This is a genomic window from Amycolatopsis iheyensis (assembly GCF_024703995.1).
Taxonomy (GTDB): Bacteria; Actinomycetota; Actinomycetes; order Mycobacteriales; family Pseudonocardiaceae; genus Amycolatopsis; species Amycolatopsis iheyensis.
In genome coordinates, this window is the sequence record NZ_JAMXQV010000006.1 from 147,334 (window position 1) to 174,317 (window position 26,984).

Annotated in this window: 25 protein-coding genes and 1 pseudogene; 14 read left to right on the top strand and 12 right to left on the bottom strand. The window is 71.8% G+C overall.

From position 1 onward, the window contains the following. On the bottom strand, positions 1-726 hold the full coding sequence (locus M8542_RS13130; RefSeq protein WP_257920391.1) for a FadR/GntR family transcriptional regulator: 726 nt from the start codon (positions 724-726) through the stop codon (positions 1-3). Between the two features lie 142 nt (positions 727-868). Here M8542_RS13130 and M8542_RS13135 point away from each other — a divergent pair, with 142 nt between their 5' ends. Genes M8542_RS13135 through M8542_RS13165 form a run of 7 tightly spaced genes read left to right on the top strand, consistent with a single transcriptional unit; the run spans position 869 to position 10,984 of the window. Beyond that, positions 869-2,464: an ABC transporter substrate-binding protein gene (locus M8542_RS13135; RefSeq protein WP_257920392.1), complete on the top strand. Its 1,596-nt coding sequence runs from the start codon at positions 869-871 to the stop codon at positions 2,462-2,464. 11 nt (positions 2,465-2,475) lie between these two features. Beyond that, the gene (locus M8542_RS13140; RefSeq protein ID WP_257920393.1) at positions 2,476-3,435 is read left to right on the top strand and encodes an ABC transporter permease; all 960 of its coding nucleotides are present in this window, start codon (positions 2,476-2,478) and stop codon (positions 3,433-3,435) included. After that, positions 3,432-5,336 carry a dipeptide/oligopeptide/nickel ABC transporter permease/ATP-binding protein gene (locus M8542_RS13145; protein WP_257920394.1) on the top strand — a complete coding sequence of 635 codons (1,905 nt, stop codon included), beginning with the start codon at positions 3,432-3,434 and terminating at the stop codon, positions 5,334-5,336. The genes M8542_RS13140 and M8542_RS13145 overlap by 4 nt, the downstream gene beginning before the upstream one ends. Further along, positions 5,333-6,271 (top strand): oligopeptide/dipeptide ABC transporter ATP-binding protein, encoded by a 939-nt coding sequence (locus tag M8542_RS13150; RefSeq protein ID WP_257920395.1) that lies wholly within the window; start codon positions 5,333-5,335, stop codon positions 6,269-6,271. Before M8542_RS13145 ends, M8542_RS13150 begins: the two co-directional genes overlap by 4 nt. Then, a complete protein-coding gene (locus M8542_RS13155) occupies positions 6,271-7,194 on the top strand; it encodes a dihydrodipicolinate synthase family protein (protein WP_257920396.1) in 924 nt (307 codons plus the stop codon). Before M8542_RS13150 ends, M8542_RS13155 begins: the two co-directional genes overlap by 1 nt. Further along, complete coding sequence (locus M8542_RS13160; RefSeq protein ID WP_257920397.1) at positions 7,194-9,155, top strand: beta-galactosidase; 1,962 nt, start codon at positions 7,194-7,196, stop codon at positions 9,153-9,155. Before M8542_RS13155 ends, M8542_RS13160 begins: the two co-directional genes overlap by 1 nt. A gap of 2 nt (positions 9,156-9,157) precedes the next feature. Further along, positions 9,158-10,984 carry a sialidase family protein gene (locus M8542_RS13165; RefSeq protein WP_257920398.1) on the top strand — a complete coding sequence of 609 codons (1,827 nt, stop codon included), beginning with the start codon at positions 9,158-9,160 and terminating at the stop codon, positions 10,982-10,984. On the opposite strand, the gene M8542_RS13170 is transcribed toward M8542_RS13165, so the two are convergent. Next, positions 10,890-11,798, bottom strand: coding sequence for a DMT family transporter (locus M8542_RS13170; protein ID WP_257920399.1), 909 nt, complete (start codon positions 11,796-11,798; stop codon positions 10,890-10,892). The genes M8542_RS13165 and M8542_RS13170 overlap by 95 nt on opposite strands. Positions 11,799-11,851: 53 nt before the next feature. Between M8542_RS13170 and M8542_RS13175 the strand changes: the two genes are divergently transcribed. Then, the gene (locus tag M8542_RS13175) at positions 11,852-12,754 is read left to right on the top strand and encodes a LysR family transcriptional regulator (protein WP_257920400.1); all 903 of its coding nucleotides are present in this window, start codon (positions 11,852-11,854) and stop codon (positions 12,752-12,754) included. Here M8542_RS13175 and M8542_RS13180 read toward each other — a convergent pair. The 3 genes from M8542_RS13180 to M8542_RS13190 all read right to left on the bottom strand — a co-directional run bounded on the left by M8542_RS13180 (position 12,734) and on the right by M8542_RS13190 (position 15,700). Next, positions 12,734-14,086, bottom strand: a complete 1,353-nt coding sequence (locus M8542_RS13180) for a protein kinase domain-containing protein (protein ID WP_257920401.1) — start codon at positions 14,084-14,086, stop codon at positions 12,734-12,736. The genes M8542_RS13175 and M8542_RS13180 overlap by 21 nt on opposite strands. A gap of 101 nt (positions 14,087-14,187) precedes the next feature. Continuing rightward, positions 14,188-14,649, bottom strand: coding sequence for an HNH endonuclease (locus M8542_RS13185; protein WP_257920402.1), 462 nt, complete (start codon positions 14,647-14,649; stop codon positions 14,188-14,190). Positions 14,650-14,761: 112 nt separating this feature from the next. Further along, positions 14,762-15,700, bottom strand: a complete 939-nt coding sequence (locus tag M8542_RS13190) for a CE1 family esterase (RefSeq protein ID WP_257920403.1) — start codon at positions 15,698-15,700, stop codon at positions 14,762-14,764. A 163-nt stretch (positions 15,701-15,863) separates the two neighbouring features. Here M8542_RS13190 and htpG point away from each other — a divergent pair, with 163 nt between their 5' ends. Further along, entirely contained in the window at positions 15,864-17,759 is a 1,896-nt protein-coding gene (gene htpG / locus M8542_RS13195) for a molecular chaperone HtpG (RefSeq protein WP_257920404.1), read from the top strand. A 128-nt stretch (positions 17,760-17,887) separates the two neighbouring features. Here the strand turns inward: htpG and M8542_RS13200 are convergent, their stop codons facing one another. Beyond that, positions 17,888-19,327 (bottom strand): glycoside hydrolase family 76 protein, encoded by a 1,440-nt coding sequence (locus M8542_RS13200; RefSeq protein WP_257920405.1) that lies wholly within the window; start codon positions 19,325-19,327, stop codon positions 17,888-17,890. Between the two features lie 115 nt (positions 19,328-19,442). On the opposite strand from M8542_RS13200, the gene M8542_RS13205 reads away from it, so the two are divergent. From M8542_RS13205 to M8542_RS13220, 4 genes are all read left to right on the top strand, one after another. Next, positions 19,443-19,781 (top strand): hypothetical protein, encoded by a 339-nt coding sequence (locus M8542_RS13205; protein ID WP_257920406.1) that lies wholly within the window; start codon positions 19,443-19,445, stop codon positions 19,779-19,781. Next, positions 19,781-21,052 (top strand): erythromycin esterase family protein, encoded by a 1,272-nt coding sequence (locus M8542_RS13210; RefSeq protein ID WP_257920407.1) that lies wholly within the window; start codon positions 19,781-19,783, stop codon positions 21,050-21,052. The genes M8542_RS13205 and M8542_RS13210 overlap by 1 nt, the downstream gene beginning before the upstream one ends. A 16-nt stretch (positions 21,053-21,068) precedes the next feature. After that, positions 21,069-21,704: a phosphoribosyltransferase gene (locus M8542_RS13215; protein WP_257920408.1), complete on the top strand. Its 636-nt coding sequence runs from the start codon at positions 21,069-21,071 to the stop codon at positions 21,702-21,704. 110 nt (positions 21,705-21,814) lie between these two features. Continuing rightward, complete coding sequence (locus tag M8542_RS13220; protein ID WP_257920624.1) at positions 21,815-22,243, top strand: DUF6292 family protein; 429 nt, start codon at positions 21,815-21,817, stop codon at positions 22,241-22,243. Here the strand turns inward: M8542_RS13220 and M8542_RS13225 are convergent. The 3 genes and pseudogenes from M8542_RS13225 to M8542_RS13235 all read right to left on the bottom strand — a co-directional run. Further along, positions 22,234-22,404 (bottom strand): annotated as a pseudogene (locus tag M8542_RS13225) (VOC family protein); the annotation flags it as partial. The gene M8542_RS13220 and the pseudogene M8542_RS13225 overlap by 10 nt on opposite strands. Beyond that, positions 22,394-22,789: a hypothetical protein gene (locus M8542_RS13230; protein ID WP_257920409.1), complete on the bottom strand. Its 396-nt coding sequence runs from the start codon at positions 22,787-22,789 to the stop codon at positions 22,394-22,396. The gene M8542_RS13230 and the pseudogene M8542_RS13225, both read right to left, overlap by 11 nt. Then, on the bottom strand, positions 22,786-23,268 hold the full coding sequence (locus tag M8542_RS13235) for a DUF4383 domain-containing protein (RefSeq protein ID WP_257920410.1): 483 nt from the start codon (positions 23,266-23,268) through the stop codon (positions 22,786-22,788). Before M8542_RS13235 ends, M8542_RS13230 begins: the two co-directional genes overlap by 4 nt. A gap of 461 nt (positions 23,269-23,729) precedes the next feature. Between M8542_RS13235 and M8542_RS13240 the strand changes: the two genes are divergently transcribed. Continuing rightward, entirely contained in the window at positions 23,730-24,812 is a 1,083-nt protein-coding gene (locus tag M8542_RS13240) for an FUSC family protein (protein WP_257920411.1), read from the top strand. A 2-nt stretch (positions 24,813-24,814) separates the two neighbouring features. On the opposite strand, the gene M8542_RS13245 is transcribed toward M8542_RS13240, so the two are convergent. The 3 genes from M8542_RS13245 to M8542_RS13255 form a co-directional block, all read right to left on the bottom strand. Continuing rightward, on the bottom strand, positions 24,815-24,994 hold the full coding sequence (locus M8542_RS13245) for a hypothetical protein (RefSeq protein WP_257920412.1): 180 nt from the start codon (positions 24,992-24,994) through the stop codon (positions 24,815-24,817). 95 nt (positions 24,995-25,089) lie between these two features. Continuing rightward, positions 25,090-25,695 (bottom strand): flavodoxin family protein, encoded by a 606-nt coding sequence (locus tag M8542_RS13250; RefSeq protein ID WP_257920413.1) that lies wholly within the window; start codon positions 25,693-25,695, stop codon positions 25,090-25,092. A gap of 28 nt (positions 25,696-25,723) precedes the next feature. Then, positions 25,724-26,932, bottom strand: coding sequence for a glycosyltransferase (locus tag M8542_RS13255; protein ID WP_257920414.1), 1,209 nt, complete (start codon positions 26,930-26,932; stop codon positions 25,724-25,726). Positions 26,933-26,984 lie beyond the last annotated feature (52 nt).

Genomic DNA, 26,984 nt, shown 5'->3' on the forward strand with positions numbered 1-26,984 from the left:
TCAGGAGTGCGCGACCGGAACCGGGCGCGCGACACCGAAACCGCCGTACGGCCCGGCTTTCGCGCGCTTGCGGACCTCGTCGAAGTGCCGATGCACGGCTTCCGCGGCGGCGTCGGCGTCCCGCGTCAGGAGTGCGTCGACGATGGCCTGGTGCCGCTTCGCGGTGGCCGTCGGTGAGCCGGCCGGCCCGCCGAGCTCGCTCTCGGCGATCCGGTAGACGTCCCAGAACAGGCCGGTGAGCTCGCGCGCGAGGTCGAACCCGGCCTCGGCGCAGATGAGGTCGTGGAACTCGCGGTCGGCCTCCGCCGCGTCGGGCCCCTTGCGCTTCATCCGCGCGACGCACGCCTGCAGGTCTTCGATGAGGCCGGGCCGGTGGTCGGTGGCGACGCGCCGGGTCAGCTCGGTCTCGAGCATCTCCCGCACCTCCAGGAGGTCGCGCAGCCGGCCGACGTCGGTCGCGCCGCGGGCGCGGGTGCGGAAGAGCAGCCACGTCTGCAGCGACTCCGAGCCGGCCGAGCCGACGAACGTGCCGTAGCCGTGGCGGATCTCGACGATGCCCAGCGCCTGCAGCGCCTTGATGGCTTCGCGGATGGAGTTGCGGCTGACGCCGATGTCGTCCATCAGGCTCAGCTCGGTGGGCATGGGCGCGCCCGGCGGGAGCTCCCGCTCGACGATCAGGTCGATGATGCGCTTGGTGATCTCTTCGCTGCGCTGCGGACGGGCCACTGCTGTCCTCCCCGGATGCGTCGTGAGAGGACATCCTACGTCATACGTCCAGAAGGGTTGACCAGCACGCGAAGCCATCCTAGGCTCACGCCGGTCATAGGACGTCCCATGTCCTACCGTTCGGAGCCAGCCGGAGACACCGATGTCCCAGAGCCCGTCGCTCAGCCGCCGCCAGTTGCTGCGCTACACCACCTTCGCCGGGGCGGCCATGGCGTTCCCGACCGTGCTCGCCGCGTGCGGCGGGCCGTCGTCCACCAACAAGACCGGCAGCTCGGCGGGCTCGCTGACCGCCGTGATCGGCTACGGCAACAACCAGTCGTGGGACCCGCTGCAGACCGCGTCCGCGTTCTCGATGGCCGCGATCCTGCACTGCTACGAGTCCCTCGTGGAGGGTGACCCGGTCACCCGCGCGCCGTTCCCGGGCCTGGCGAAAGCGCTACCCGACGCGAGCGGCACCAGCCTGAAGTTCGACCTCCGCGACGGCGCGAAGTGGCACGACGGTCAGCCGGTGGTCGCCGACGACGTCGTCTTCACCTACGCGCGGGCGCTGGACGAGAAGGAAAACGTCCTCATCCACAGCTTCTTCTCCACCTGGCTGAAGGAAGTCCGCAAGACCGGCGAGCGTTCGGTCGAGTTCGTGCTCAAGTTCCCCTTCCCGTACGCGCTGCAGCGGATCCAGTGCTGCAAGATCCTCCCGAAGCACGTCTACGAGGGCAAGTGGGCCGACGCCGCGGCGGGCAAGGTCGTCGGGTCCGGCCCGTACAAGGTCGTCGAGCAGGCGCCGCTGAGCCACACCGGCTTCGAGAAGTTCGCGGACTACAACGGCCCGCGCCCGGCCGCCTACGACAAGATGCTGTGGAAGTCCATCGTGGACTCCGCCCCGCGCGTCGCCGCCATCTCCGGCGCCAAGCCCGACGCGCAGATCGCCGAGAACATCCCGGCGGCCAACGCCGAGCAGCTGCGCAAGGCCGGCCGCACGGTCGAGTTCGCCGACGGCGGCAACAACCTCTTCCTGCTCTTCAACACCGCGCACGCGCCGTTCGACAAGAACCTCGTGCGCCAGGCACTGCACTACGCCATCGACAAGAACAAGATGATCGAGATCGGCCTGAAGGGCGCCGGCTCGCCCGGGACGTCGTTCATCAACCCGAAGCTCCCGTCGTCGCAGCCCGCGTCGCAGGACTTCGCCTACAACCCCGAAAAGGCGAAACAGCTGCTGCAGCAGGCCGGCGTCAGCGGCCTCAAAGTCACGCTGTCCACGACGAACACCTCGCTGGTCGCCGACTGCGTCAAGGTGATCAAGGAGGGCTGGGACGCGATCGGCGTCCAGACCACTTTGGACTCCCAGGACACCAAGGCGCTGTTTTCCAAGCTGGACGCGGGCACCGACTTCCAGGTCGTCGCCACGACCAACAACCCCATGCAGTTCGGCAACGACCCCGACCTGCTCATCCGCTACTACTACGACGCGAAGTCGCTCCTCACGAGCAAGTACGCCCGCTTCACCGGCCCGGACGCGCAGGCGCTGCTCGCGCTGCAGGACCAGGCCGCGGCCGAAACCGACGAGGGCAAGCGGACCGCGTTGAACAAGCAGCTGCTCGACCGGATCTCCGAGCAGGCCGTGATCTACCCGGTCGTGTTCACCCAGCTCGGCACGGCGTGGGACCCGAAGGCGATTTCCGGCGTGCGTGCCCAGGGTTACCCGGGCATCTACCTGAACCAGGCGAAGCCGGTCTAAGAGGAGAACCCGTGGCCGTCGTCGTGCGGATGCTGCTGAGCCGCATCCTCGCCCTGATCCCGCTGCTGCTCGGCGTGATCCTGTTCGTGTTCATCGTGATGCGGTTCGCGCCGACCGACCCGGCGCTCGCCGCGTTCGACGGCGCGAACGCCACCGCCGAGCAGCTGCAGCAGTTCCGGCTCGAGAACGGGCTGCTGGACCCGTTGCCGCTGCAGTACGTCCACTTCGTCTGGCACCTGGTCCAGGGTGACTGGGGCACCAGCGTGATCACCAAGCAGCCGGTCGGCGAGACCATCGCCACCGCGTTGCCGCTGACCGTGCAGCTGACCCTGCTCGGGCTGGTCATCGCGCTGGTGACGTCCCTGGTCCTCGGCGTGACGTCGGCGCTGTTCCGCGACCGCTGGCCGGACAAGGCGATCCGGATCGTCACCCTGGCCGGGGTCGCCGCGCCGGCGTTCTGGGTCGCGCTGCTGCTGGTGCAGTGGCTGGCCGTCGGCCAGGGCCTGTTCCCGACCAGCGGGTACGTCAGCCCGGCCGACTCCTTCGGCGGCTGGCTGAACTCGCTGACGCTGCCCGCGGTCGCCCTGGCGCTGCCGGTGGCCGCGCAGCTGACCCGGGTGATCCGGACGTCGATGGTCGAAGAGCTGGACAAGGACTACGTCCGCACCGCGCGCGGCGGCGGCCTGCCGCCGGTGGTCGTGGTCGGGCGCAACGTGCTGCGCAACGCGCTCGTCACCCCGCTGACCGTGCTCGGCCTGCGGGTCGGCTACCTGCTGGGCGGCGCCGTCGTCATCGAGACGATGTTCGCGCTGCCGGGGATGGGGCAGAACATGATCCAGGCCGTCAAGGACGGCGACACGGCCAAGGTGCAGGGCTTCGTGATCACCATCGCGATCGGGTTCGTCCTGGTCAACCTGATCGTCGACGTCCTGTACCTGATCGCCAACCCGCGCCTGCGGAGCCACGCGTGAGGCGCCTGCGCGGGTCGTGGCCCGCTCTCGCGATCCTCGGCGTGCTGGTGCTGGTCGCCATCGTCGGCACGCTCGTGGCCACGCACAACCCGGACGCGCTGAGCACCGACACCGGCGGCCCGAGCGGCGAGCACTGGTTCGGCACCGACACCTCCGGACGCGACATCTTCTCCCGGCTCGTCGCCGGCACGCGCTGGTCGCTGGCCATCGGCCTGGGGGCGGTGGCGCTCGCGCTCGTGTCGGGGGCGGTGATCGGGTCGTTCGCCGCGACCTCGCACCGCCGGGTGGACGCGGTGATCATGCGCGTGCTCGACGTCATCATGGCCTTCCCCGGTATCGCGCTGGCCGCGGTGCTGGTGGCGGTGTTCGGGCACGGGATCCTGGTGCTGATCCTCGCCATCGGGTTCCTGAACATGCCGCCGGTGGCCCGGGTGATCCGGGCGAACGTGCTCGCGCAGTACGGCGAGGACTACGTCGCCGCGGAACGGGTCATCGGCGCACGGCGGTTCTTCGTGCTGACCCGCCACGTCGCGATCAACTGCGCCGCCCCGATCCTGGTCTACTGCACGGTGACGGTGGCCGACGCGATCGTCTTCGAGGCGTCGCTGTCGTTCATCGGCGCCGGCATCCAGCCCCCGGACCCGTCGTGGGGCTCGGTGCTCTCCGACGGCAAGGACATGGTGCTCACCGGCGGCTGGTGGGCGACGTTGTTCCCCGGCCTGCTCATCCTGATCACCGTGCTGGCGCTGAACATCCTGTCGGAGCGCATCTCCGATGCCTGGGCGGCGCCCTCGGCCCGCGCGGTCAAGGCGGCCGAAGTCGCGAAGGCCGTCGAAGCCCGCGACGACGCCGACACCGCGCCGGTCCTGCCGATCGCCGGCCTGCGGGAGGCGGGGGAGCGGCTGGCCCGCACCGCCCGGTCCCTCGACCACCGCGAGACGGTCCTGGAGGTCGACCGGCTGAGGATCGCCTTCCCCGGCCGCCACGAGGGCGTCGACGTCGTCGACGGCGTCTCGTTCAGCGTCCGCGCCGGTGAAGTGCTCGGCCTGATCGGCGAATCCGGCTGCGGCAAGACGCTCACCGCGTTGGCCATCCTCGGTCTGGAGCCGGCGGGCGCCCAGGTGTCCGGCCAGATCCGGTTCGCCCAGCGCGACCTGCTCGCGTTGCGCGCGAGTGAGCGGCGGCGGCACCTCGGCCACGACATCGCGATGATCTACCAGGACGCGCTCAGCTCGCTCAACCCGGCGATGACCATCAACGCCCAGCTCAAGCAGTTCACCCGCCGCGGCGGCACCCGCACCCCGGCGGAGCTGCTCGAGCTGGTCAACCTCGACCCGGAACGCATGCTGCGGTCCTACCCGCACGAGCTGTCCGGCGGGCAGCGCCAGCGCGTGCTGATCGCGATGGCGCTCTCGCGGGACCCGAAGCTGATCGTCGCCGACGAGCCGACAACCGCCCTCGACGTCACCGTGCAGGCCCAGATCATGGCGCTGTTGCTGCGGCTGCAGGAGGAGCTGGGTTTCGCGCTCATCCTCGTCTCGCACGACCTCGCGCTGGTGTCCGAGATCGCCGACCGCGTCGTCGTGATGTACGGCGGCCAGGTCGCGGAGCTGGGCACCACCGCCGAGGTCGTCGGCTCGCCGCGGCACCACTACACCCGCGGGCTCCTCAGTGCGGTGCTGTCGCTGGAAGAGAACGAAGCCCGCCTGACGCAGATCAAGGGCGTCGTCCCGGCACCGGCCGAGTTCCCGGCGGGCTGCCGGTTCGCCGACCGCTGCCCCGCCGCACGCGCCAAGTGCCACGACGAAACCCCGGTCCGCTTCGGCGAACCGGTCGACCACCTGGTCGCCTGCCACTTCCCGGCGGTCGACATCGCGCGTGAGAAGGAGGCGACGGCGTGAACCTCCTCGAGGTCGACGGCGTCCACGTCGTCCACAAGATCCGCGGCCGCGGCCTGTTCGGGCACCAGCAGGTGTACGCCCTGACCGACGCCCACCTGGTCGTGAACCCGGGCGAGACGATCGGCGTCGTCGGCGAGTCCGGCTGCGGGAAGTCCACCCTGGCCAAGGTGATCGTCGGGCTGCAGCGCCCGACCGCCGGGTCCGTGCGGTTCCGCGGCGAACCCTTGGCGTCGGGACGCGAGGTCGGCATGGTCTTCCAGGACCCGTCGACCGCGCTGAACCGGCGGCTCGCCGTCGCCAAGATCATCCGCGACCCCCTGGACGTCCACCACGTCGGGACGCCGGCCGAGCGCGACGACCGCGTCCGCGAGCTGATGTCGCTGGTCGGGCTGCCGACCAGCGTCGCCGACGCGGTGCCGGGCCAGCTCTCCGGCGGTCAGCGCCAGCGCGTCGCCATCGCGCGGGCACTGGCCCTGCGGCCCGCGCTGCTGGTCGCCGACGAACCGACGTCCGCCCTGGACGTCTCGGTCCGCGCCCAGATCCTCAACCTGCTGCTCGACCTGCGCGAACAGCTGGAACTGGCGATGGTGTTCGTCTCCCACGACATCCAGACCGTGTCGAAGATGAGCGACCGGATCATCACGATGTACCTGGGCCGGATCGTCGAAGAGGCTCCGGTGGGGGCGCGGGCCCGCCACCCCTACACGCGGGCGCTGTTCTCCGCGACACCGAGCCTGCTGCACCCGGTCGAGCCGATCGTGCTCACCGGCCCGGTGCCCTCGGCGACCAACCCGCCGAGCGGCTGCCCGTTCCGCACCCGCTGTCCGAAGGCCACCGACGAGTGCGCGGCCGAGCTGCCGCCCCTCGCCGCGGCCGAGGGCGGGCACACCTACCGCTGCATCCACCCCGAGATCCCCACCGAAGTGAGCGCCTGATGCCGAAGTTCGCCGGAATCGTCCCCCCGCTGTGCACGCCGTTCAACGACGACTTCAGCGTGGACACCGACTCGCTGCGGCGGCACGTCGAAGTCCAGCTCGACGCCGGCGTGCACGGCGTCTTCGTCCTCGGCTCCTCCAGCGAGGTCGCGTTCCTGCCCGACGCGCAGCGGCGCGTGGTCGTCGAAACGACCGTCGACCAGGTCGCCGGGCGCGTCCCGGTGCTCGTCGGCTGTATCGACATGACGACTCTGCGGGTCGCCGAGCACATCAAGGCCGCCGAAGCCGCCGGGGCCGACGCCGTCGTCGTCACCGCGCCGTACTACACGCGGACGCACGTGGCCGAGATCGACCGGCACTTCCGGCTGTTGCGTGACCGCACGTCGCTGCCGATCGTGGCCTACGACATCCCGGTCGCGGTGCACACGAAGCTCGACGGCGGCATGGTCCTCGACCTGGCCGCCGACGGCGTCCTCGCCGCACTGAAGGACTCCAGCGGCGACGAGGCGTCCTTCCGCGCGGTGCTGCTGGGCAAGCGCGACCGCGGCCTCGACGACTTCGCCGTGTTCACCGGCTCGGAGCTGGTGGTCGACGCCGCGCTGGCGATGGGCGCCGACGGCGCGGTGCCGGGCCTCGGCAACGTCGACCCGGTCGGGTACGTGCTCATCCACGACCACTTCAAGTCCGGCAACCTGGCCGCGGCCCGCCGGGAGCAGGAACGCCTGATGAAGCTGTTCTCGATCACGGCCGTCGCGCCGCCGAGCCGGATGGGCCGCGGCTCGGCCGGGCTCGGCGCCTTCAAGGCCGCGATGAAGATGCGCGGGTTCATCGACAACGCTGTCATGGCGCCCCCGCAGCTGCCGCTGGACGACGAGGAGCTGCTGCGGATCAAGGAAAAGCTCGCCGAAGCGGGCCTGCTCTGATGATCCGCTACGGCGCCGACTACAACCCCGAGCACTGGTCCGAAGAGGTCCGCCGCGAGGACCTGAAGCTGATGGCCGAAGCGGGCGTCACGATGGTGACGGCCGGGATCTACTCGTGGGCGGCCGTCGAACCGCGGCCGGGGGAGTACGACTTCGGGTGGTTCGACGACGTCATGAACGGCCTCGCGGGGGCCGGTGTCCAGGTGTGCCTGGCGACGATGACCGCGTCACCGCCGGCCTGGCTGTCCCACGCGCACCCGGAGATCCTGCCGGTGCGCGCCGACGGCGTCCGGCTCTCACCCGGGGCGCGCCAGCAGTTCTGCCCGTCGAGCCCGGTCTACCGGGCCCACGCCGAACGGCTGGTCACGGAGCTCGCCACGCGGTACGCGGGGCACCCGGCCCTGGCGATGTGGCACATCGGCAACGAGTTCGGCTGCCACATCCGCGCCTGCTACTGCGACGTCTCGGCCGACGACTTCCGCCGGTGGCTACGCGAGCGCTACGGCACGCTGGAAGCGTTGAACACCGCGTGGACCACGACGTTCTGGTCCCAGCACTACTCGTCGTGGGAGGAGATCCTGCCGCCGCGCGTGGCGCCGACGTTCCCGAACCCCGCGCAGCAGCTGGACTTCCACCGGTTCTCCTCCGACGCCGCGCTCGGCTGCTACCTGACCGAGCAGCGGGTGCTGCGCCGCGTCACGCCGGACATCCCGGTGACCACGAACTTCGTCGGGCTGGTGCAGAAAGCCCTCGACTGGCACACCTGGACGCCGCACGAGGACGTCGTCAGCCTCGACTCCTACCCGGACCCGTTCGACCCGCGGGCCCACGTCGAAGCCGCGTTCGCCTACGACCTCGTCCGGTCCACGAAGGACCAGCCGTGGCTGCTGCTGGAGCAGGCGCCGAGCGCGGTGAACTGGCGGCCGCGCAACAGCCCCAAACCCCCGGGCGCGATGCGCCTCGGCAGCTGGCAGGCGATCGCCCAGGGCGCCGACGCCGTCTTGTTCTTCCAGTGGCGGCAGACCAGCGGCGGCGCGGAGAAGTTCCACTCCGCGATGGTCCCGCACGGCGGCCGCGACACCCGGACGTTCCGGGAGACTTCCGCGCTGGGCCAGGAGCTGGCGCGGGTGCCCGAGCTGGCCGGGACAACCGTGCGGGCCGACGTCGCGCTGCTGCACGACTGGCCGAGCTGGTGGGGACTGGAGCTGGACTCGCACCCGGCTCAGCTCGACCAGCTCGAGACGCACCTCGCGCACTACGGGCCGTTGTTCGACGCCAACATCACCTGCGATGTCGTGCATCCTTCGAGGGATCTCTCGCGGTACAAGCTGGTGGTCGTGCCCAACCTGTATCTCCTGGAGCAGGCTTCGGCGGACAACTTGCGTGCCTACGTCGCCGGTGGCGGGCACCTGGTCGTGTCGTACTTCAGCGGCATCGTCGACGGCTGCGACCGCGCGTACCTCGGCGGGCATCCCGCGCCTCTGCGGGAGATCCTCGGCTTGCGGGTGGACGAGTTCTGGCCACTCGACGGTTCCGTTCCGCTCGATTTCGCCGATGGCTCGACGGATACCGGGACCAGCTGGGCCGAGTGGATCGAAACCGAAGGCGCCTCGACGATCGCGACGTTCGCCTCGGGTGAGCTGGCCGGGCGGCCGGCGATCACGCGTCATGCGTTCGGCGACGGTGTCGCCTGGTACGTCGGGACACGGCCGGAGCTGGCTCCGCTGCTCGGCCGTGTGTGCGCGGAAGCCGGGGTGAGGCCGGTGCTCGAGGCCCCGCCGGGTGTGCAGGCGATCGTCCGGCACGGCGAAGAAAGCGCTTACCTCCTGTTGCTCAACCACGGCACCGAGCCGGTCACCGTCGACCTGCCGCAGCCGATGCCGGACCTGCTGACCGACCCGTCGCGGGCCGTCGGTGCGGTGCGGCTCGAACCGCGAGGTGTCGCCGTCCTGAAGGGATGAGAATGCGAACACTGGGGAGCTGGGCCGCGCTGGTGGCCCTGGTGGCGGGCACGCTGCTCGCCGTGAGCCCGGCGCAGGCCGCGCCGCAGCTCGACCAGCAGGTCCTGTTCAAAGCCGCGCAAGATCCGGGCTACAGCTGCTTCCGGATCCCGGCGGTCGTCAAGTCCACCCACGGCACGCTGCTGGCCTTCGCCGAGGGCCGCATCGACAACTGCGGCGACACCGGTGACATCGACCTCGTGCTCAAGCGCTCCACCGACGGCGGCAAGACGTGGTCGCCGCTGCAGGTGGTCAACCGCGGCGGCGGGGACACCCACGGCAACCCGGTGCCCATAGTGGACAGCCGCACCGGCCGGATCGTGCTGATCACGACGTACAACAAGGGCCGCACCGACGACAAGGCGTGCGACGTCCCGTGCCCGCGCTCGCCGCATTCGCAGTACAGCGACGACGACGGCCTGACCTGGTCGGCCCCGGTCGACATCAGCTCGCAGGCGAAGCTGCCGAACTGGGATTCCTGGTACGCGTCCGGGCCGGTGCACGGGATCCAGCTGACGCGCGGCCGGCACGCGGGCCGGCTGGTGTTCGGCGTCAACGCGGAAACCAGCGACGGCACGCATTCGATCGAGAACCACGCCGGGCTGGTCTACAGCGACGACGGCGGGCGCAGCTGGCACGTCGGCGCGGTGAACAGCTATCCGCACCCCGTCGGCGGGACGTACACGCAGAAGCCGTCCGAGGTCACGGTCGTCGAGCTGCCCGACGGCTCGATCTACGCGGGCGGCCGCGAGCAGGGCGGCACCGACATCGGCAACCGCGACTACGCCCTCAGCCGCGACGGCGGCGAGACGTTCACCAGGTCCTTCACCACCATCCCCGACCTGGTGACGCCGATGGTGCAGGGCTCGAGCCTGCGCGTGGGCAACCGCCTGCTGTTCTCCTCGCCGTCCGACACCGACCGGCGGCGCTGGATGATGATCCGCTCGTCCTACGACAACGGGCGCACGTGGGAGAACGCCGAGCAGGGCACGCAGCTCACCACGGACTGGTCGGGCTACTCGGACCTGGTGCGGATCAGCGGCTCGAAGATCGGGCTGATGTACGAAGGCGGCGCGGTCGACGCCCGCGACGAGATCCGCTTCGCCCGCTTCGACGAGTCGTACCTGGGGTGGCACAACTCCGCCGGACCGTCCACACCGGACGCTTCCCGGCACGCGGACGCCCGGGTGCTCGGCGGTGCCTCCCTCGCGGCCGGCCGCTTCGGCGGTGCGTTGACCTTGGACGGCGCCGACGACTACGTGCGCGTGCCGTACGACCCGGCCCAGCCCCCGGGCGACGGCGACCTCACCTGGACCGGCTGGTTCCGGTACGGCGCCACTAAGGGCAATCAGGTCCTGTTCTGGCTGGGCGGCATGGGCACGACCGCGCCGCAGCTGTGGTTGCGCGGCGAGCCGGCCAACCACCGGCTGATCGCGATGATGACGACGGCGGCCGGGAGCGCGTCGATCACGTCCACGCAGGCGTATGACGACCAGGCCTGGCACCACGTGGCGCTGGAACGCACGGGCGGCAAGCTCCTGCTGTGGGTGGACGGCGTCCAGGTCGCCTCCGGCGCGGCGGCGGCCGGGTCGGTCAGCCAGACCGTGTCGTTCCAGCTGCAGCTGGGGCAGCGGCTGGACAACCAGTTCCGCTGGAACGGCTCGTTCGACGAGGTCCGGTTCTACCGCCGGGCGCTCACGACGCCGGAGCTCGACGCGATCCGGACGGGGAACGCGCCGGTGCCGGCGGGCCAGGTGCTGCGCCTGCCGTTCGACCGGCTCCACGCCTGAGCGAGAGGAGGACGACGCCGGCGATGCTCAGCGCACCGCCGGCGGCGTCCACCCAGGTGGGGACCTCGCCCAGCCAGACGTAAGCGATGCCGAGCGCGATCGCGGGCACGAGGTAGAGGGCACCGGTCGCGACGGCGATCGAGTGCCGCGCGACCGCGTAGCCCCAGGCGACGAACCCGGCGGCCGAGGGGAACACGCCGAGGAAGACCACGGCGATCGTCGCCTGCGTGTTTTCGAGGCCGGGCAAGGCTTGCGGGGCGAGCGGCAGCAGGAAGAACGTCCCGGCCCACATGGCGTAGCAGGCGACCTCGAGGCCGGTGTAGCGCTTGAGCAGGGGCTTGCTGCCGAAGTGGTAGACGCCCTGGACGGCCGCGGCGGCGAGGACGACCCACGCCGCGTCCGAGTACGCCAGGCCGCTGCCGGCCGCGATGAGCGTGCTGCCGCCGAGCGCCACGGCGCTGCCGAGGATGCGGGTGGTTGTGAGGCGCTCGCCGAGGAAGGCGGTGGCGAGCAGGACGCTGAACACCGGGGCGACCGAGACGAGCAGGCTCGCGGTGCCGGCGGGCACGTGGACCTCGCCCCAGTTGAGCAGCAGCTGGTAGGCGCTCATCCCGGCGAGCCCGCACACCGCGATCAGGGGCAGGTCCCGGCGGTTCGGCAGCCGGACGCCGAGGAGCGGCGCGGCGAGCAGCAGGACGGCGGAGGCGACGGCGAGCCGGGCGAACGACAGCCCGGCGACGCCGTAGCCGTCGAGGCCGACCTTGATGGCGGGGAACGCGGCCGCCCAGAGGACGACGGTGAGAGCGAGGTTCACCGGTCCATCGTCGGAGTTATACTCGTTAAGTACCAGTTACGGTTTCTTCGTCGATGAGAAAGCCCGACTTCATGTTGGAGCTCCGCCGGCTGCGCATCCTGCACAGCCTCGCCCAGCACGGCACGGTGGCCGCGACGGCGGCGGCACTGCATCTCACCGGGCCGGCCGTCTCGCAGCACCTCGCCGCGCTCGAACGGGAGGCCGGGGTGCCGCTGCTGGAGAAGCGGGGGCGGGTGCTGGTGTTCACGCCGGCGGGCCGCCTGCTGGTCTCACACGCGGAGGTCATCCTCGACGACCTGGCCGCGGCGGAGTCGGCCCTGGCGGAGGTGGCCGAGAACGGCTCGGGGACGGTCCGGGTGGCCGCGTTCGCGTCGGCGGCCCGGCAGTTGATGCCGCGGGTGTGGGCCGGGCCGGTGTCTCTGCGGCTGGCCGTCGAGGAGCCTGGTGCCGCGCTGGAGTCGTTGCGCCGTCAGGACGTCGACGTCGCGGTGGTGCACAGTTATTCGCTGCTGCCCCGAGACATGCCGCCACGTTGCGAAGAACGGCTGCTGCTCGAGGAACCGGTGCTGCTGGCTTCGGCGGTCCGCGAGCGGTCACCGGCGCGGCTGGCCGACTTCGCGGAGCGTCCGTGGCTGGTGCCGACGGCGGAGCTGTCGTGCTACGAAATGATCCAGCGCGCGTGCGGCGCGGCGGGGTTCGTGCCGTCGGTGGTGGCGGAGTCGCCGGATTTCGCGGTGCTGGTGGCCTTGGCGGCGGCGGGTGCCGGGGTGGCGCTGGTGCCCGCGATGGCGTTGCCGACGGGGCCTCCGGGGGTGTACTTGCACCGGCTCGAAGAACCGGTGACCCGCCGGGTGTTCGCGGTGACCCGCCCCGGCGTGGCGCGGCGGCCGGACGTCCGGGCGGTGCTCGACGGGCTGGAGCGCGCGGCGGCGCTGCTAGACCGTCCGGCAGGTTAGCTGCGGCCGTCCACTGGCGTCGCCGTCGCCGGTCAGGCCGATGAAGCCGAACGTCGTCGACGCGCCCGCGTTCAGGTTCGCGTTCCACGCCGCGTTGTCCACCGTCACCGCGTTGCCCGCCACCGCGAGGTTCCCGTTCCACAGGCCCGTGATCCGGTGGCCCGCCGGCAGGGACCAGTGCACCCGCCAGCCCGACAGGTCTTCCGCGCGGTCGTTGCGGACCGTCACCTGGACCTGGTAGCCGCCCGGCCAGGAGTTCGTCACGTCGTAGCGAGCCGCGCAGCCCAAGTCCGCCGGCGTGGTCGAGGTCGGGGGAGACGGAGACGGGACAGCGGAGATCGGCGCCGCCACCGGAGTGCTTCCCGAGGGCACCAGCACCGTCCCGATCGCCACGCCCAGCGCCAGCAGCAGCGCACCGCCCGTGCCGGCCAGGACCAGCCGGCGTCGCGGGCGGCCGACCCGCAGCAGGCGAGTTCCCGTGTGTGCGCGTGGCCGGGGCGGCGGCAGCGGACGGCCGTCCGACACCGCCTCGAACAGCTCCTGGACCTCGGTCATCGCCGGGCGTTGCCCGGGATCGCGCTGCAGCATCCGGCCGAGCACCTCGGTCAGCGGCCCGCGGTGCTTCGGCGGGATCGGCTCCTCGCGGGCGACCCGCAGCAGCAACGCGATCGCGTTGTCGTCGTTCCCGAACGGCGGGGTGCCCTCCAGCGCGCGGTAGAGCGTCGCGCCGAGGGAAAACACGTCGGCCGGGAAGCCCGCGTCGCCGCCGCCCGCCACCTCCGGGGACAGGTAGGCCGGCGTGCCCGCGATGAAGCCGCCGCCCGTCACCGTGCCTTCGCCGGTGGCCCGGGAGATGCCGAAGTCGGCGATCTTGGCGACGCCGGACTCGCCGAGCAGCACGTTGCCGGGCGTGACGTCGCGGTGCACGATGCCTTCGGCGTGCGCCGTCGCCAGCGCCGAAGCGACCTGCAGGCCGATGCGGGTGACCTGGTCGGCGGGCAGCGTCTCGCGGTCGAGGAGCACGTCCGCCAGGCTGCGCGAGGGCAGGTACTCCATGACCAGGTACGGCTCGCCGCCGTGCTCGACGACGTCGTGCACCGTGATCGCGTGCGGGTGCCGCAGCCGCGCCGTCAGCCGGGCCTCCCGCAGGGCACGCTGGGCCGCCTGCTCACCGGCGGCCTGCCCGATCGCCGGGTCGTACCCCAGCTGCTTGACCGCGACGACCCGGTCGAGCCGCTCGTCGCGCGCACGCCAGACGACGCCCATCGCCCCCTGGCCGATCCGGTCGGCCAACCGGTAGCGCCCGGCGATCAGCTCTCCTGCGTCGGTCACGACGACCTCCCGGCCTTCCCCGGAACACACGGATGCGAGCGGCGAACGGTTCGAGCCTAACGGCGAGGCGGGCCGTGGGCACCGCCACGGCCCGCCGGTCGTCACGCGCTCAGCGAGTTCAGCTGCTCCCAGCGCGGCACGTACGGCGCGAAGCGCAGCTTCATCCCGGCCTCGGCCGGGGTCTTGTCGGCCTTGCGCGCGTTGCAGCTGCGGGACGCGCCGCCGCACGCGGCGACGGTGTTGAGCCAGTCGGTGCGTGCGCCGCCGCGGCTCAGGGGCGTCACGTGGTCGATCGTCGTCGCGCGGGCGCCGCAGTACGCGCAGCGGTGGCCGTCGCGGGTCAGCACCCCGCGCCGGGACCAGCGCGGCGGCTGCGTATATCGCCACTTCATGACGACGTACCGCAGCAACCGGACGATCTTCGGGCGCGGGAACAGCCCGTAGGCGAGACCGTCTTCGGCCTCGTGGATCTCGGCGACGTGCCGCACGAGCATGCGGATGGCGTGCGGCACCGAAACCGTCTGCAGCGGCTCGTAGCCGGCGTTGAGGACGAGCACCTTCACGGTGGGCTCCTTTCGTGGATACGCGAAAGCCGCCCGTCGGAGGGTCCGACGGGCGGCTTCTCACCTGGTGCGAGCATCGTCGCCGAGCGGCGTGAGCTGCGTCAATCGTGTTTCAGCGCAGGGGATGCGCCCGGAAGAACCGCCAGATGACCGGGGTCGCGTCGATGACCGTCGGCGTGGCCGAGTCGTTGTTCGGCTTCGTGCTCGGCCAGACGTGGCCCGCGCCCTCGACGCGGTAGTGCTCGAGCGTGCTGTGCCGGTCGCAGCCGAGCCACTTCTGCGCGACGACGCCCTTGACCGGCGTCCACTGCACGGGCTTCGGGAAACAACCGTCCCTTGTGGACCAGCCGGCCAGCCAGTCCGGGATCGACGGCAGGCCCTTGGCCGGGTTGCCGGTGTAGGGGATGGTCGTGTCGGCGGTGCCGTGGAAGTCGAGGATCGGCGCCGGCCGGCTCGGGTTGCACGCGCCGCCTTGCGGGTAGAACGCGCCCGACACCGGGGCGAACGCCGCGATCCGGCCGGGCAGGCGGCACGCCAGCAGCCCGACGAACCCGCCGCCGTTGGACTTGCCGGCGGCGAAGATCCGGTCGTTGTCGACGCACAGCGTGCGCTGCAGCGAGTTCAGCAGGTCGCTGGTGAACAGGACGTCGTCGGCCGCGGCCGAATAGGGCGCGCCGGTCCAGGCCGACTCGCCGTCGGTCCCGATCAGGCCCTGCGGGTAGACCGAGATCGCGTCGAGCGCCGAGAAGCCGGACAGCTCCTCCTGGTACTGGGACGTGCGCTTGTGCCCGTGGAACGACAGCAGCAGCGGGTACGCCCGCCGCGGGTTGTAGTGCGCGGGCAGGTGCACGGTGTACTCGCGGTCGAGCCCGCCGGAGACGACGTGCTGCGTGGTCGTCACCCCGGCGGGCACCGGGGCGGCGTGCCCGCAGCCGGTGGTGCGGACGGGGTGGTCCACGACGGTCGACGCGGCGGCGGGCGCGGCGAAGGCGGTGGTCAGGGCACTGGCCGCGGCGAACGCGGCGGCCCATCTGGGCAGTCGTCCGGGCACTCGATCCTCCTTGATCGGCAGCGGGGCGTGGCCAGCATCACCCCGGCGGCCCGGGCCCACCTACATTGCGTTCATAAAGTGCGCGACCGGGTGACCACCGGGAATGTCGGACGTGCTCGGTAGGATCGGCCCACCTCGGCACCCGCCCCGGAAAGGACCGGAAGTGACCACCCCGATCGAGACGCTCGAGTTCCAGTCGGAAGCGCGTCAGCTGCTCCAGCTGATGATCCATTCGATCTACTCGAACAAGGACACGTTCCTGCGCGAGCTCGTGTCGAACGCCTCCGACGCGCTGGACAAGCTGCGCCTGGAGGCCTACCGCGACAAAGACCTCGAAGCGGACACGACGGACCTGCACATCACGCTCGAATCGGATCCGGCCGAGCGGACCCTCACGGTGCGGGACAACGGCATCGGCATGACGCGCGAGGAGGTCGTCGCGCTCATCGGCACGATCGCCAAGTCCGGCACCGCCGACTTCCTGACTAAGCTGAAGGAGGCGAAGGACGCGGCGGCGTCGCAGGACCTCATCGGCCAGTTCGGCGTCGGCTTCTACGCGAGCTTCATGGTCGCGGACAAGGTCACCCTCGTGACCCGCAAGGCCGGCAGCGCCGAGGGCGTCCGCTGGGAGTCGGACGGCGAGGGCACGTACACGATCCAGGAGGTCGAGGACGCGCCGCAGGGCACCGCGGTGACGCTGCACCTCAAGCCCGAGGACGCCGAGGACCACCTGTACGACTACACGTCGCCGGCGAAGATCCGGGAGATCGTGAAGAAGTACTCCGACTTCATCACCTGGCCGATCCGGATGGCCGGCGAGGGCGAGGACGCGGCCCCCGAGACCGTCAACTCGATGAAGGCGCTGTGGGCGCGTTCGTCGAGCGAGGTCTCCGAAGACGAGTACCACGAGTTCTACAAGCACGTCAGCCACGACTGGCAGGACCCGCTGGAAACGATCCGGCTCCAGGCCGAAGGCACGTTCGAGTACCAGGCGCTGCTGTTCCTGCCCTCGCACGCGCCGATGGACCTGTTCCTGCGGGAGCGCAAGCGCGGCGTGCAGCTGTACGTGAAGCGCGTCTTCATCATGGACGACTGCGAATCGCTGGTGCCGGAGTACCTGCGGTTCGTCAAGGGCGTCGTCGACGCGCAGGACCTCTCGCTCAACGTGTCGCGGGAGATCCTGCAGCAGGACCGGCAGATCCAGCTGATCCGCCGCCGCCTGGTGAAGAAGGTCCTCTCGACGGTCAAGACGATGATGACCGCCGACGCCGAAAAGTACGCCACGTTCTGGCGCGAGTTCGGGCGCGCGGTCAAGGAGGGCCTGCTCGACGACTTCGAGAACCGCGAGGCCATCCTCGAGATCTCGTCGTTCGCGTCGACGAACGACGCGGAGAAGCCGACTTCGCTGCGTGACTACGTCTCGCGGATGAAGGAAGGCCAGGAGCACATCTACTTCATGACCGGCGAGTCGCGCTCGGCCATCGAGAACTCGCCGCACATGGAGGCCTTCCGCGCCAAGGGCTTCGAGGTGCTGGTGCTGACCGACCCGATCGACGAGATGTGGGTCGACGGCGTCGGCGGCTTCGACGGCAAGCAGTTCCAGTCGATCGCCAAGGGCCAGGTCGACCTGGAGTCGGAGGAGGACAAGAAGTCCACCGAGGTCGCCCGCGAGCAGCAGAAGAAGGACTTCGAAGGCCTGCTGTCGTGGATGGGCACGGCGCTGGGCGAGGACGTCAAGGAGGTCCGGCTCTCGTCGCGGCTCACGACGTCGCCGGCGTGCATCGTCGGGGACACCCACGACCTCACGCCGACGCTCGAGAAGATGTACCGCGCGATGGGGCAGGAGCTGCCGCCGATCAAGCGGATCCTGGAGCTGAACCCGGACCACGGCCTGGTGACGGGCCTGCGCGAGGCGCACACGGCGCGCCCGGACGACGCCGGGCTGGCCGAGACCGCCGAGCTGCTCTACGGCATGGCGCTGCTCGCCGAGGGCGGCGAGCTGGCCGACCCGGCGCGGTTCATCAAGCTGCTGGCCGGCCGGCTGGAGAAGACCCTCTGACCCGTGACGGAATCCGGGACTCGCGTGATCGAGCCCGTGACTCGCGTGATCGAGGCCGGAACTCGCCAGTTCCGGCCTCGATCACGCGAGATCCGGTTCCGATCACGCGAGTTCCGGCTTCCGGGCGGTCAGGGGGCCGCGTTCATCAGGTCCAGTGCGGTCTGCTGCCGCGCCGCGTCCGAGGTGTCGAAGGGGCCGGCCCACAACAGGCCGTACGCTTCCGCGCTGTTGCGGTCCTTCGCGTACGCCGAGTTCGCCTGTCGCTGCAGGTAACTCGTGTACGGGCGGTCCGCCAGCGCGCCGTTCAGCACCGCCAGGTCCCGCGCGTACACGCCCTTGAAGGTCGGGCCGTCCGCACCGCCGCCGCCCGCCGTCTCGCCCGGGTCGCGTAGGATCCCGCCCGGGTTCAGGGCCGAGTTCGTCGTCGACGCGTTCGCCATCGCGCGGGCCTTCGTCAGCAGTGCCGCGTCGCCGGTCGCGCGGTACAGCTCGGCCAGCGCGGCCAGCGGGACGCCCTGGTTGTAGCTCCAGACCGCCTGGCCGTTGTTGGCGCACGTCGAGGTGTTCAGGCCGTCGTTGACGAGGTTCGAGCCGTTGATCATGCCGCTGCCCGCGAACCACGACCAGCCCGCACGAGCCCGCGCCAGATACGCCGTGTCGCCCGGGATCCGGTTGTGCAGGGCCGCGTTCAGCTGGACGTACAACGAGTTCGGGATCGCGTTCTTGTAGGTGCGGGCGGTGCTCCACCAGACCCCGCCGCCGCAGACGCCGTCCCAGTACGCGTACATGTGGTCCGCGTCGGCGCGAGCCGTGTTCAGGTAGCGGCTGTCGCCCGTGAGGTCGTACGCGTCCACCCAGGCCAGGCCCCACCAGCCGGTGTCGTCGAGGTAGTCGTTGCGGAACTGGCCGCCCTGGGCGGCCAGGTTCTTCGTGTACGTCGTGTCGATCGCGTAGCGGTAGCTGCCCATGCCGCTGATCCGCGCGTTGTCGATGACCGCGGTCAGCGCGTTCGCCGAGTTCCACCAGCCCGTCGTGTCGAACAGGCCGGTGCCCTGGTTGTAGCGCTCCATCAACGCCGTCGCGGCCGCGGTGCGGCGGTCCCAGGCGTTCCACGTCGTGCGGGCCCAGCCCGTGCAGGCGATCGTGCCCGAGCCCGCCGGCTGGCCGCACGCCCGCAGCAGGCCGACACCCCGGTTGTTCCAGTCGTCGGCGTTGTACATCAGGGTCCGCCAGCCGGTCTGCCCCGACGGCGTCGCCGTGTCGCCGAGCTTGCTGCCCGACGCCCACGAGCGCCCGGCGTCGAACGAACGGTCCAGCCAGACGTGGTCGCCCGCCGTGCCGCCGGTGATCGCCGCCCAGCCCATGTCGTCGCCGTCGTCGAGGTGGAGGGAAAGCCGCCGCCCGCTGACGGACGTCGAAGCGCCTTCGCGGTCGCCGGGGGAGAGGGCGGGATCCCTTGCGTCGCAGTACTTGTCGCAGATCACGGCGAGGGGAGCGGCCGCCGGGACCGGGGTGGGTGTCGGGGTGGCCGCGAGGACGACGGCCAGCAGGGGAGTCAGGAAGCTCATCGGTCACCTTCCGCGCTGAAGGGCGATCACTTCCATTTTCGGGAACCGCGAATAATGGTCCAGTCCTTTTCAGGACAGGTTTCGGACAGGAACCGGCGCGGGTAACCGTGCGCCCATGACGAATCTCGACGACACCCCGGCCGTCGAGCTGGACGAGTTCGTGCTCGCCCGGCTCGCCGAGGACGAAGCACGGTTCCACGCGGGCGAGCTGCCGCTGCTCGACGAGGCCGAGCGGCGGGGCAGGCTCCGGATCATGTATGCCGACGACGGCGACGGCCTGCTGCTGGCCGGTGGCCCGGTCGAGGCGATGGAAGACCGGCACCCGGTGCCCTTCGGCGAAAAGGCCGAGTTCCTGCGCCGGGAGATCCGCGACGGCCACGACGACGCGTCCGTGAAGCTGATCGCGTCCGTCTACGAGGCCCATCCGGACTGGCACGACGGCTGGCGGCCCTGATGTCCGGAACCGTGCTCGACGACGTCACGACCATGCGCGAAGCGGCCACGACGCTGCGGAGCCCGCAGGACCTCGACCCGCTCGTCCGGCGGATCGGGCACGCGCGGATCGTGTTGCTCGGCGAGGCGACGCACGGCACCGCCGAGTTCCACCGGTGGCGCGCCGAGCTCACGAAACGGCTGCTCGCCGAGCGCGACTTCGCGTTCGTCGCGGTCGAAGGCGACTGGCCGGAGTGCCACCGCGTGCACTGCTGCGCCGTCGGGGCTCCCGGGGCGCCGAACGACCCCGGGCAGGTCCTGTGGGGCTTCCGGCGCTGGCCGACTTGGCTGTGGGCCAACGAAGAAGTCGCCGAATTCGCCGCCTGGCTGCGGTCCTTCAACTCGACCGGCAGCGGGCGGCCGTGTGGTTTCCACGGCCTGGACGGCTACAGCCTGGGGGAGTCGCTGCGCGGCGTGCTCCACTACGTCCGCGAGCACGCGCCCGCCCACCTCGGCGCGACCCTGGACGCCTTGCGCTGCTTCGAACCCTGTGGCGACGACGGCGTGTCCGCGGCGCTGGTGCCGGAGAACTGCCGCGAGGAAGTGGTGCGCCTGCTGACCGCGCTGCGCTCGGCGGCCGCCGTCGAGCCGGGCCTCGACCCGGCGTTCGTCGCCACGCAGAACGCGGAGGTCGTGGCCGGCGCCGAGCGCTACTACCGCGAGCTGGTGCGCGGCGGCGCGCGGTCGTGGAACGCGCGTGACACGCACCTGAGCGACACCCTCGACCGGCTGCTGCGTGTCTACGGCCCGGACGCGAAAGCCGTGGTGTGGGCGCACAACACGCACGTCGGCGACGCGCGGGCGACCGACATGGCCGCGGCGGGCATGGTCAACCTCGGGCAGCTGACGCGGGAACGGCACGCGGCGGACGGCGTCGTCGCGGTCGGGTTCGGCACGCACGGCGGGACCGTGATCGCCAGCGACCACTGGGGCGGGCCGGTGCGGCGGATGGCGGTGGAGCCCGCGCGCCCGGACAGCCTCGAAGGCGTGCTGCACGACGCCGTGCCGGGCGAGGACAGCCTCTACGTCTTCGGCGACGACGGCGCGTCCGAGTGGGCGAAGGAGCTTCGCGGCCATCGCGCGATCGGCGTCGTCCACCGGGGCGGCGGGTACGTCCCGACCGTGCCGGCCGCCCGCTACGACGCGTTCGTGCACTGCGACGAGACGACCGCGATCACGCCGTTGCACCACTGGGAGCCGGCGGAGGTGCAGACTTACCCCAGCGGCGTGTGACGCGGAAGGAGCGGCCATGGCCACCCGGGTCTTCGCCGACCGCGAGGACGGTGGCCGGCGGCTGGCGGTCGCGCTGAGCCGCCGGAGCTGGGCCGACCCGCTGGTGCTCGGGCTCGCCCGGGGCGGGGTGCCGGTGGCCGCGGTCGTCGCAGCGCGGCTGGGCGCCGAGCTGGACGTCGCGGTCGCGCGCAAGATCGGCGCGCCGGGGCGGCGCGAGTTCGGCGTCGGCGCGGTGACATCCGACGGGCCCGCGATCTACGACGAAGCCATCCTGCGCGGCCTCAGGCTCACCGCGGCCCGGATGGCCCGCGCCGAACACCGGGAACGCGCGGAGGCCCGTCGCCGCCTCGCGCGCTACCGCGACGGCCGGGAACCGGTCGGCGTGGCCGGCCGAGACGTCATCCTGGTCGACGACGGGCTGGCCACCGGCGTCACCGCGACGGCGGCGCTGCGCGACCTGCGGGCCGGCCGGCCCGCGACCGTCGTCTTCGCGGCTCCCGTGGGCGCGCCGGGTGCCGCGGCGGGGCTGTTGCGCGAAGCCGACGACGTCGTCTGCCTCACCGAGCCGCCGGACTTTCGCGCGGTCGGTCAGTGGTACGCCGATTTCCGCCAGACGAGCGACGAAGACGTCCTCGACCTGCTCGCCCGGTGACCCGCCGGGAACAGGCCGTGACGTGCTGCTCCACCTGGGGGAACGCCGGGGTTGACCCGGTCGGCGCCGGGGTATCACCCGGCGGGGCACCCCGAGGATGGGCAGGCGTGATGGTGGAACGGGACGGGCTCGGCGCCGCGGCGCGCGGGCTGAGACAGTACCTGCTGGCCGTCGCGGCCGAGCTGGACGCGCCGGCCTGGTTCTGCGAGGTCGACGTGCCCGCCACGGCGTACCTCGCGCTGGAGGGGCGGCTCGCCCGCTTCCCGGACCACGAAACGGCCTTGCTGTGGGACGAACGCGACGGCTGGGCGGCCGCGGTGGAGTCGGCCGCCGGCGACGACGTCGTGGTGCTGGCTTACCTGGGGCAGGATGTGCTGCCGGCGCCGGAGGTGGTGGTGGCGTTCGTCGGCTCGGTTTACGCCGGTGGGTACCCGGGCCAGCCCGAGCCGCCGAACTTCCGGAGACCGGGTGCGGCGGACGGCTTCGACGAGCGGCTGGCCACTTATGCCGGGGACGCCGTCTGCGAGGGTCAGGCCTGAGGCCGCGCCGGAAGCACGCAGAACTCGTTGCCCTCCGGGTCGGCGAGCACGATCCACGGGTCGTCCGGGGGATCCTCCAGCAGCTTCGCGCCCAGCATCACCAAGCGCTCCACCTCCGCCCGCTGGTCGCCCTCGGCCGGAGCTAGGTCCTCATGCCGCCGCCACGATCCGGTTGACCGCTTCGGCGACGAGGTCCGGTTCGGACACCGTCACCGTCAGCCCCGGGTGACGGATCAGGCCCCACGGGTCGATGCCGCGCACCGGCTCGCGGAACCGCAGGCACACCCCGCGATCGGTCGTCGTACCGAAGGTCAGTCCGTGGTCGGCCAGTGACAGCCGGACACCGAGGCCGCGCAAGGGGCTGAACGGACCGCTGACTTCGGCGCCGACGATGTTGCTCAACGGCGTCGTGACGAGCCATGGGCCGAGCCGGACGCGCAGGCCGTCGCCGTCGAGGTCGAGGCCGTTGCGGGAGCCCAGGAACTTCGCCGCCCGGCCGGCGAAGTCCGCGTGCATGCGGTGGCGCACGACGACGGTGGTGGTCATGCCGTTCCGCCCTTCGGTGGGAGGTCGCGGTGCGTGGGAACCTCCTGTGCGCGCCGCGTGGCCGCCCGGGCACCGGCGATGCCGAACACCAGGCCCGCGACCGCGGTGAGGCCGTGCAGCCAGTTGTCGGCCCAGTTGACGTTGATCGGGTCTTCCGGCGCGGCGAACGCGGCGGCGAAGACGCCGTAGGCGGTCATCCCGGCGAACCCGAGGAACAGCACCCAGCAGTAGATGACCGAACCGGTGCGCTTGGTCGCGGCGAGCAGCCCGAGCACGCCCACCAGCGTGTGGACCATGGTGAGCACGGTGGTGACGCTGAAGAGCCACACCGTGTTTTCGGGCCGGTGCCCGACCGAGGCCGTTTCCGGGGTCAGGAACCCGGCCACGCCGAGCGCCAGGTAGAGCAGCCCGACCACGGCGACGACCGGGCGGAGCCAGCCGGGGCCGGCCCGGGGACGGGCTTCGGTGGACGAGGTCATGGGGGTCTCCTTCCCTCCGGCGGGGTTACCCGGGGTGGCGGCCCGGAAACGGCCGAAGTGGAAGGGGCCGGACGGCGGGCTGGGGGAGCCGCCGTCCGGCCCTCGGCCGGGACCCGCGCCGGTCCCTGCAGCCAGAACGCGGGCCCCTGGTCTCAGGGGGAAAGCCGGCCGTGGCCGCCTTTCCGTTCCCCGGCGGCTACCACGCTCGCCCGGGCCTAAACCCGCGGAGAAACACGAACCTTCAGTCCTCCACATGGTGGCGGGAAGGACGCAACCGAGACGGCTCGCAAACCGGCCACTGTGGACGATGCCGGCGACGGCTGCCCACCGAGGCCGGTCGAACGGCGTGTCGGACCGCTACGCGCGGGGTAACCCCGCACCGCCACGAGGGAGGTGTCGATGACCATCCGGAATCCGGCCGGCCGTGACCGGGCCGGGCTCTGCCACCTGGAGTCCCCCGGATGACCGACCGGCACGACCGGACCCCGGTGGGCTGGTTCGCGCGAGCGCTGCGAGTGCCCGGCAGCGAACGGCGGAGCCTGGTCCAAGCCGCGAAGGCGACCTTCGCGGCCACCGGGGCGTGGCTCCTCGCGACCTTGGTGCTGAAGCTGCCTCAGCCGTTCCTGGCGCCGTACGCCGCGGTGTTCCTGGTGGACGCCACGGTGTACCGGTCGCTGCGCGGCTGGTTGCAGCAGGTCGGCGCGGTCACCGCGGGGGTGCTGCTGGCGGCCGTGGCCGGCCGGCTGATCCCGTGGCAGGCGGTCGCGCTCGCCGTCGTCGTCTTCGCGGGGCTGCTGGCCGGGAACCTGCGGCACTTCGGCTCGTCCGGGATCTGGGTCGGGGTCACCGGCATGCTGGTGGTCTCCTACGGGACCGCGTCCGACGCCGTGCTGCTGGGGGACCGGCTGGTGGAGACGGCGCTGGGCGCGGCCATCGGCGTCGCGGTGAACGCGCTGATCCTGCCGCCGCTGTACGGCGAACGCCTGGCCGCGGTCACCGACCGGCTTTCGAACGCCTTGGCCGAGCTGCTGGAGACGATGGCGGACCTGGTGCGCCGCGACGAGCCGCCGGAGGACGTCGAAGACCTGCTGGCGCAAGCCCGTGACGTGCGGAGCCTGGTGGTCGTGGCCGAGGACGCGGTCAGCCTGACGCGGGAGGGGCGGATGCTCAACCTGCGCCGCCGCCGTCCCGGGTCGGGCGCCCGGCACGACCGTCCACTCGGGACGCTCATCGAGCTGTGGCCGCCGGTGTCCCAGCTGATCACCGCGGTCCGGACGACGTCGGCGCAGCAGAAGCACCCGTTCGCCTATCCCTGGCCCGATGCCCGGGACAACGTCGCGGACCTGTTCCGGCACGTCGCCGGGGCGGTGCGGGCGGTGGCGGTCGGCGGTCAGGCCGTCGACCTCGAAGGCAGCCGGGAGCTGCTCGATCGCCTGGAGCACCGGTTGGTGACCGCCGAGGACGACGGCGTGCCGGCCCGGCTGGGTCTGGGCACGATGACCCTGCCGGTCCGGCACCTGGTGGAGAAGCTGGAGAACCGCTGAAGTCAGGGGAGGGCGACCGCCGGGGTGTCGGAGCGGTGGCGGCGGCAGGCCGTGCACACCATCGTCTGGCCCAGGAGCGCACCGTTCGCCGAAACCAGCCGGGCGACGTGCAACGACGGCAGGCCGCACTCCTCACACGGGATGGGCTTGCTGTCGCGGCTGATCATGACTCGGTTCGGCATGGTGGAGCCCCCTGACGGGATCGAAGGTCCTGCCCGCTTACCCCGTGGTCCACGACACACTCCTTCGGAGCAAGCGCCTCACCCGAAAGGACTAGTCACTGGGCCGGGTACTGCTGTGCCCGGAGCAGGTTCGCGAGGTGGACGGCGTTGCGGGCCAGCGTCGCGTTCGTCGACGCCACGGCCTCGGGCGTCTCGTCGAGGTCGTTGTAGTCACCGCCCTGCATGGCCTCGCCGTTCCAGTACGTCCCGCCCTGGGCCGGCACGGTGAACCCGGTGTCGTTCAGGGCCTGGAACAGGTCGGCGATGATCTTGTGGGCGCCGTCCTCGTTGCCGACCACGGCGGCCACGGCGACCTTGCCGAACATCGCCGGCCGGCCCTCGTCGTCGGTTTCGGACAGCTCCGCGTCGAGGCGTTCGAGGACGCGCTGCGCGACGCTCGACATGTGGCCGACCCAGGTCGGGGTGGCGATCAGCAGGATGTCGGCCGCCGCGATCTTCCGGCGGATCTCCGGCCACTCGTCACCCTCGCCCATGTCGGCTTCGACGCCCGGGCGGACGTCGTGGTCGACCACGCGGACGAGTTCGCCCGTAGCGCCCCGCTCGGCGAAGAGGTCGAGCAGCTGCCGCGCGATGAGGTCGCTGCTCGACTTCGCCGGCGACGGCTTGAGGGTGCAGGTCAGGGCGAGCACGTTCAGGGTCATGGCTGCCTCCTTGGGGGATCGAGCCGGGTCAGCGGACTCCGGCGGTGACGGCCGGCTCCGGCGCCGGCTCGCGGTACGCGCGCACCGTGTCCGCGGCGACGCGGTCCCACGAGTACCGGGCCGTCGCGCGGTCGTGGCCCGCGGTGCCGTAGGCGTGGCGCAGCGCCGGGTCGTCCAGCAGCCGCCGGACGCGCGACGCCAGCTCCTTCGGCCGGCACGGACGGACCAGCAACCCGGTGACGCCGTCGACGACGGTGTCGGTCAGCCCGCCGACCGCGGCCGCGACCACCGGGACGCCGCAGGCCATCGCCTCCAGGGGCACGATCCCGAACGGCTCGTACCACGGCGTGCAGACCACCGCGTCGGCCGAGCGCAGCAGCGCCGGCAGGTCCTCCCGCGACACCGGACCGGGCCAGCGGACGCGGTCGCCGACGCCGAGGCGGTCGGCCAGCTCCCGGAGCCGGCGCACCTCGGGGTCCTGGGCCGGCCGGCCGCGCGCGGGCCCGCCGGCGATCACGAGCTCGGTCTCCGGCAGCTGGGCCAGCGCGGTGATCGCGATGCCGAAGCCCTTGTGCGGGACCAGCCGGCCCACGGTGACCAGCCGGTGCCGGGCCCCGCGCCGGGCCACCGGGCCGTCGGGGGAGAACCGCCCGAGGTCGACGCCGCAGGGCACGATCGAGATCCGCGAGCGCGGCAGACCCAGCCCGGCCAGCTCGAAGACCTCGTCGGAGCTGGTGGCGAGCACGCGCCCGGCCTGGCGGCCGATCATCCGCTCGAGCCGGATCCGGTCGGCCGGGCTGGTGTCCCGCTCGCCCTGGTGGCGCTTCTCGACCGTGCCGAGAACGTGGAAGGTCTGGACCACCGGCGTCCCGGTCGCGCTCGCCGCGAGGACGGACGCGAGGCCGGACATCCAGAAGTGGGCGTGCGCCAGGTCGGGCCGCTCGGTCGCCCACCGGTCCCGCAGGAAGCTGCCGAATTCGCCCATATAGGGCAGCAAATGGTCCTTCGGCTCCGGCCGCGGCGGCCCGGCGGGCACGGCCACGACGCGGTACCCGTGGGGCGTGCCGGCCTCGGCGGGCTCGGCCCGGCTCGTCCGGCGCGTGTAGACGGTGACGTCGTGGCCGGCGCGGGTGAGGGCCGCCGACAGCTCGGCGACGTGCACGTTCTGCCCGCCCGCGTCGCCTTCGCCCGGTGCGGCGAGTGGGTTGGCGTGCTCGGACACCATCGCGATCTTCATCGGTGCGGTGTTCCCTTCGAGGCCGGGCGGACCGCTTCGCCGGGGATGTGCG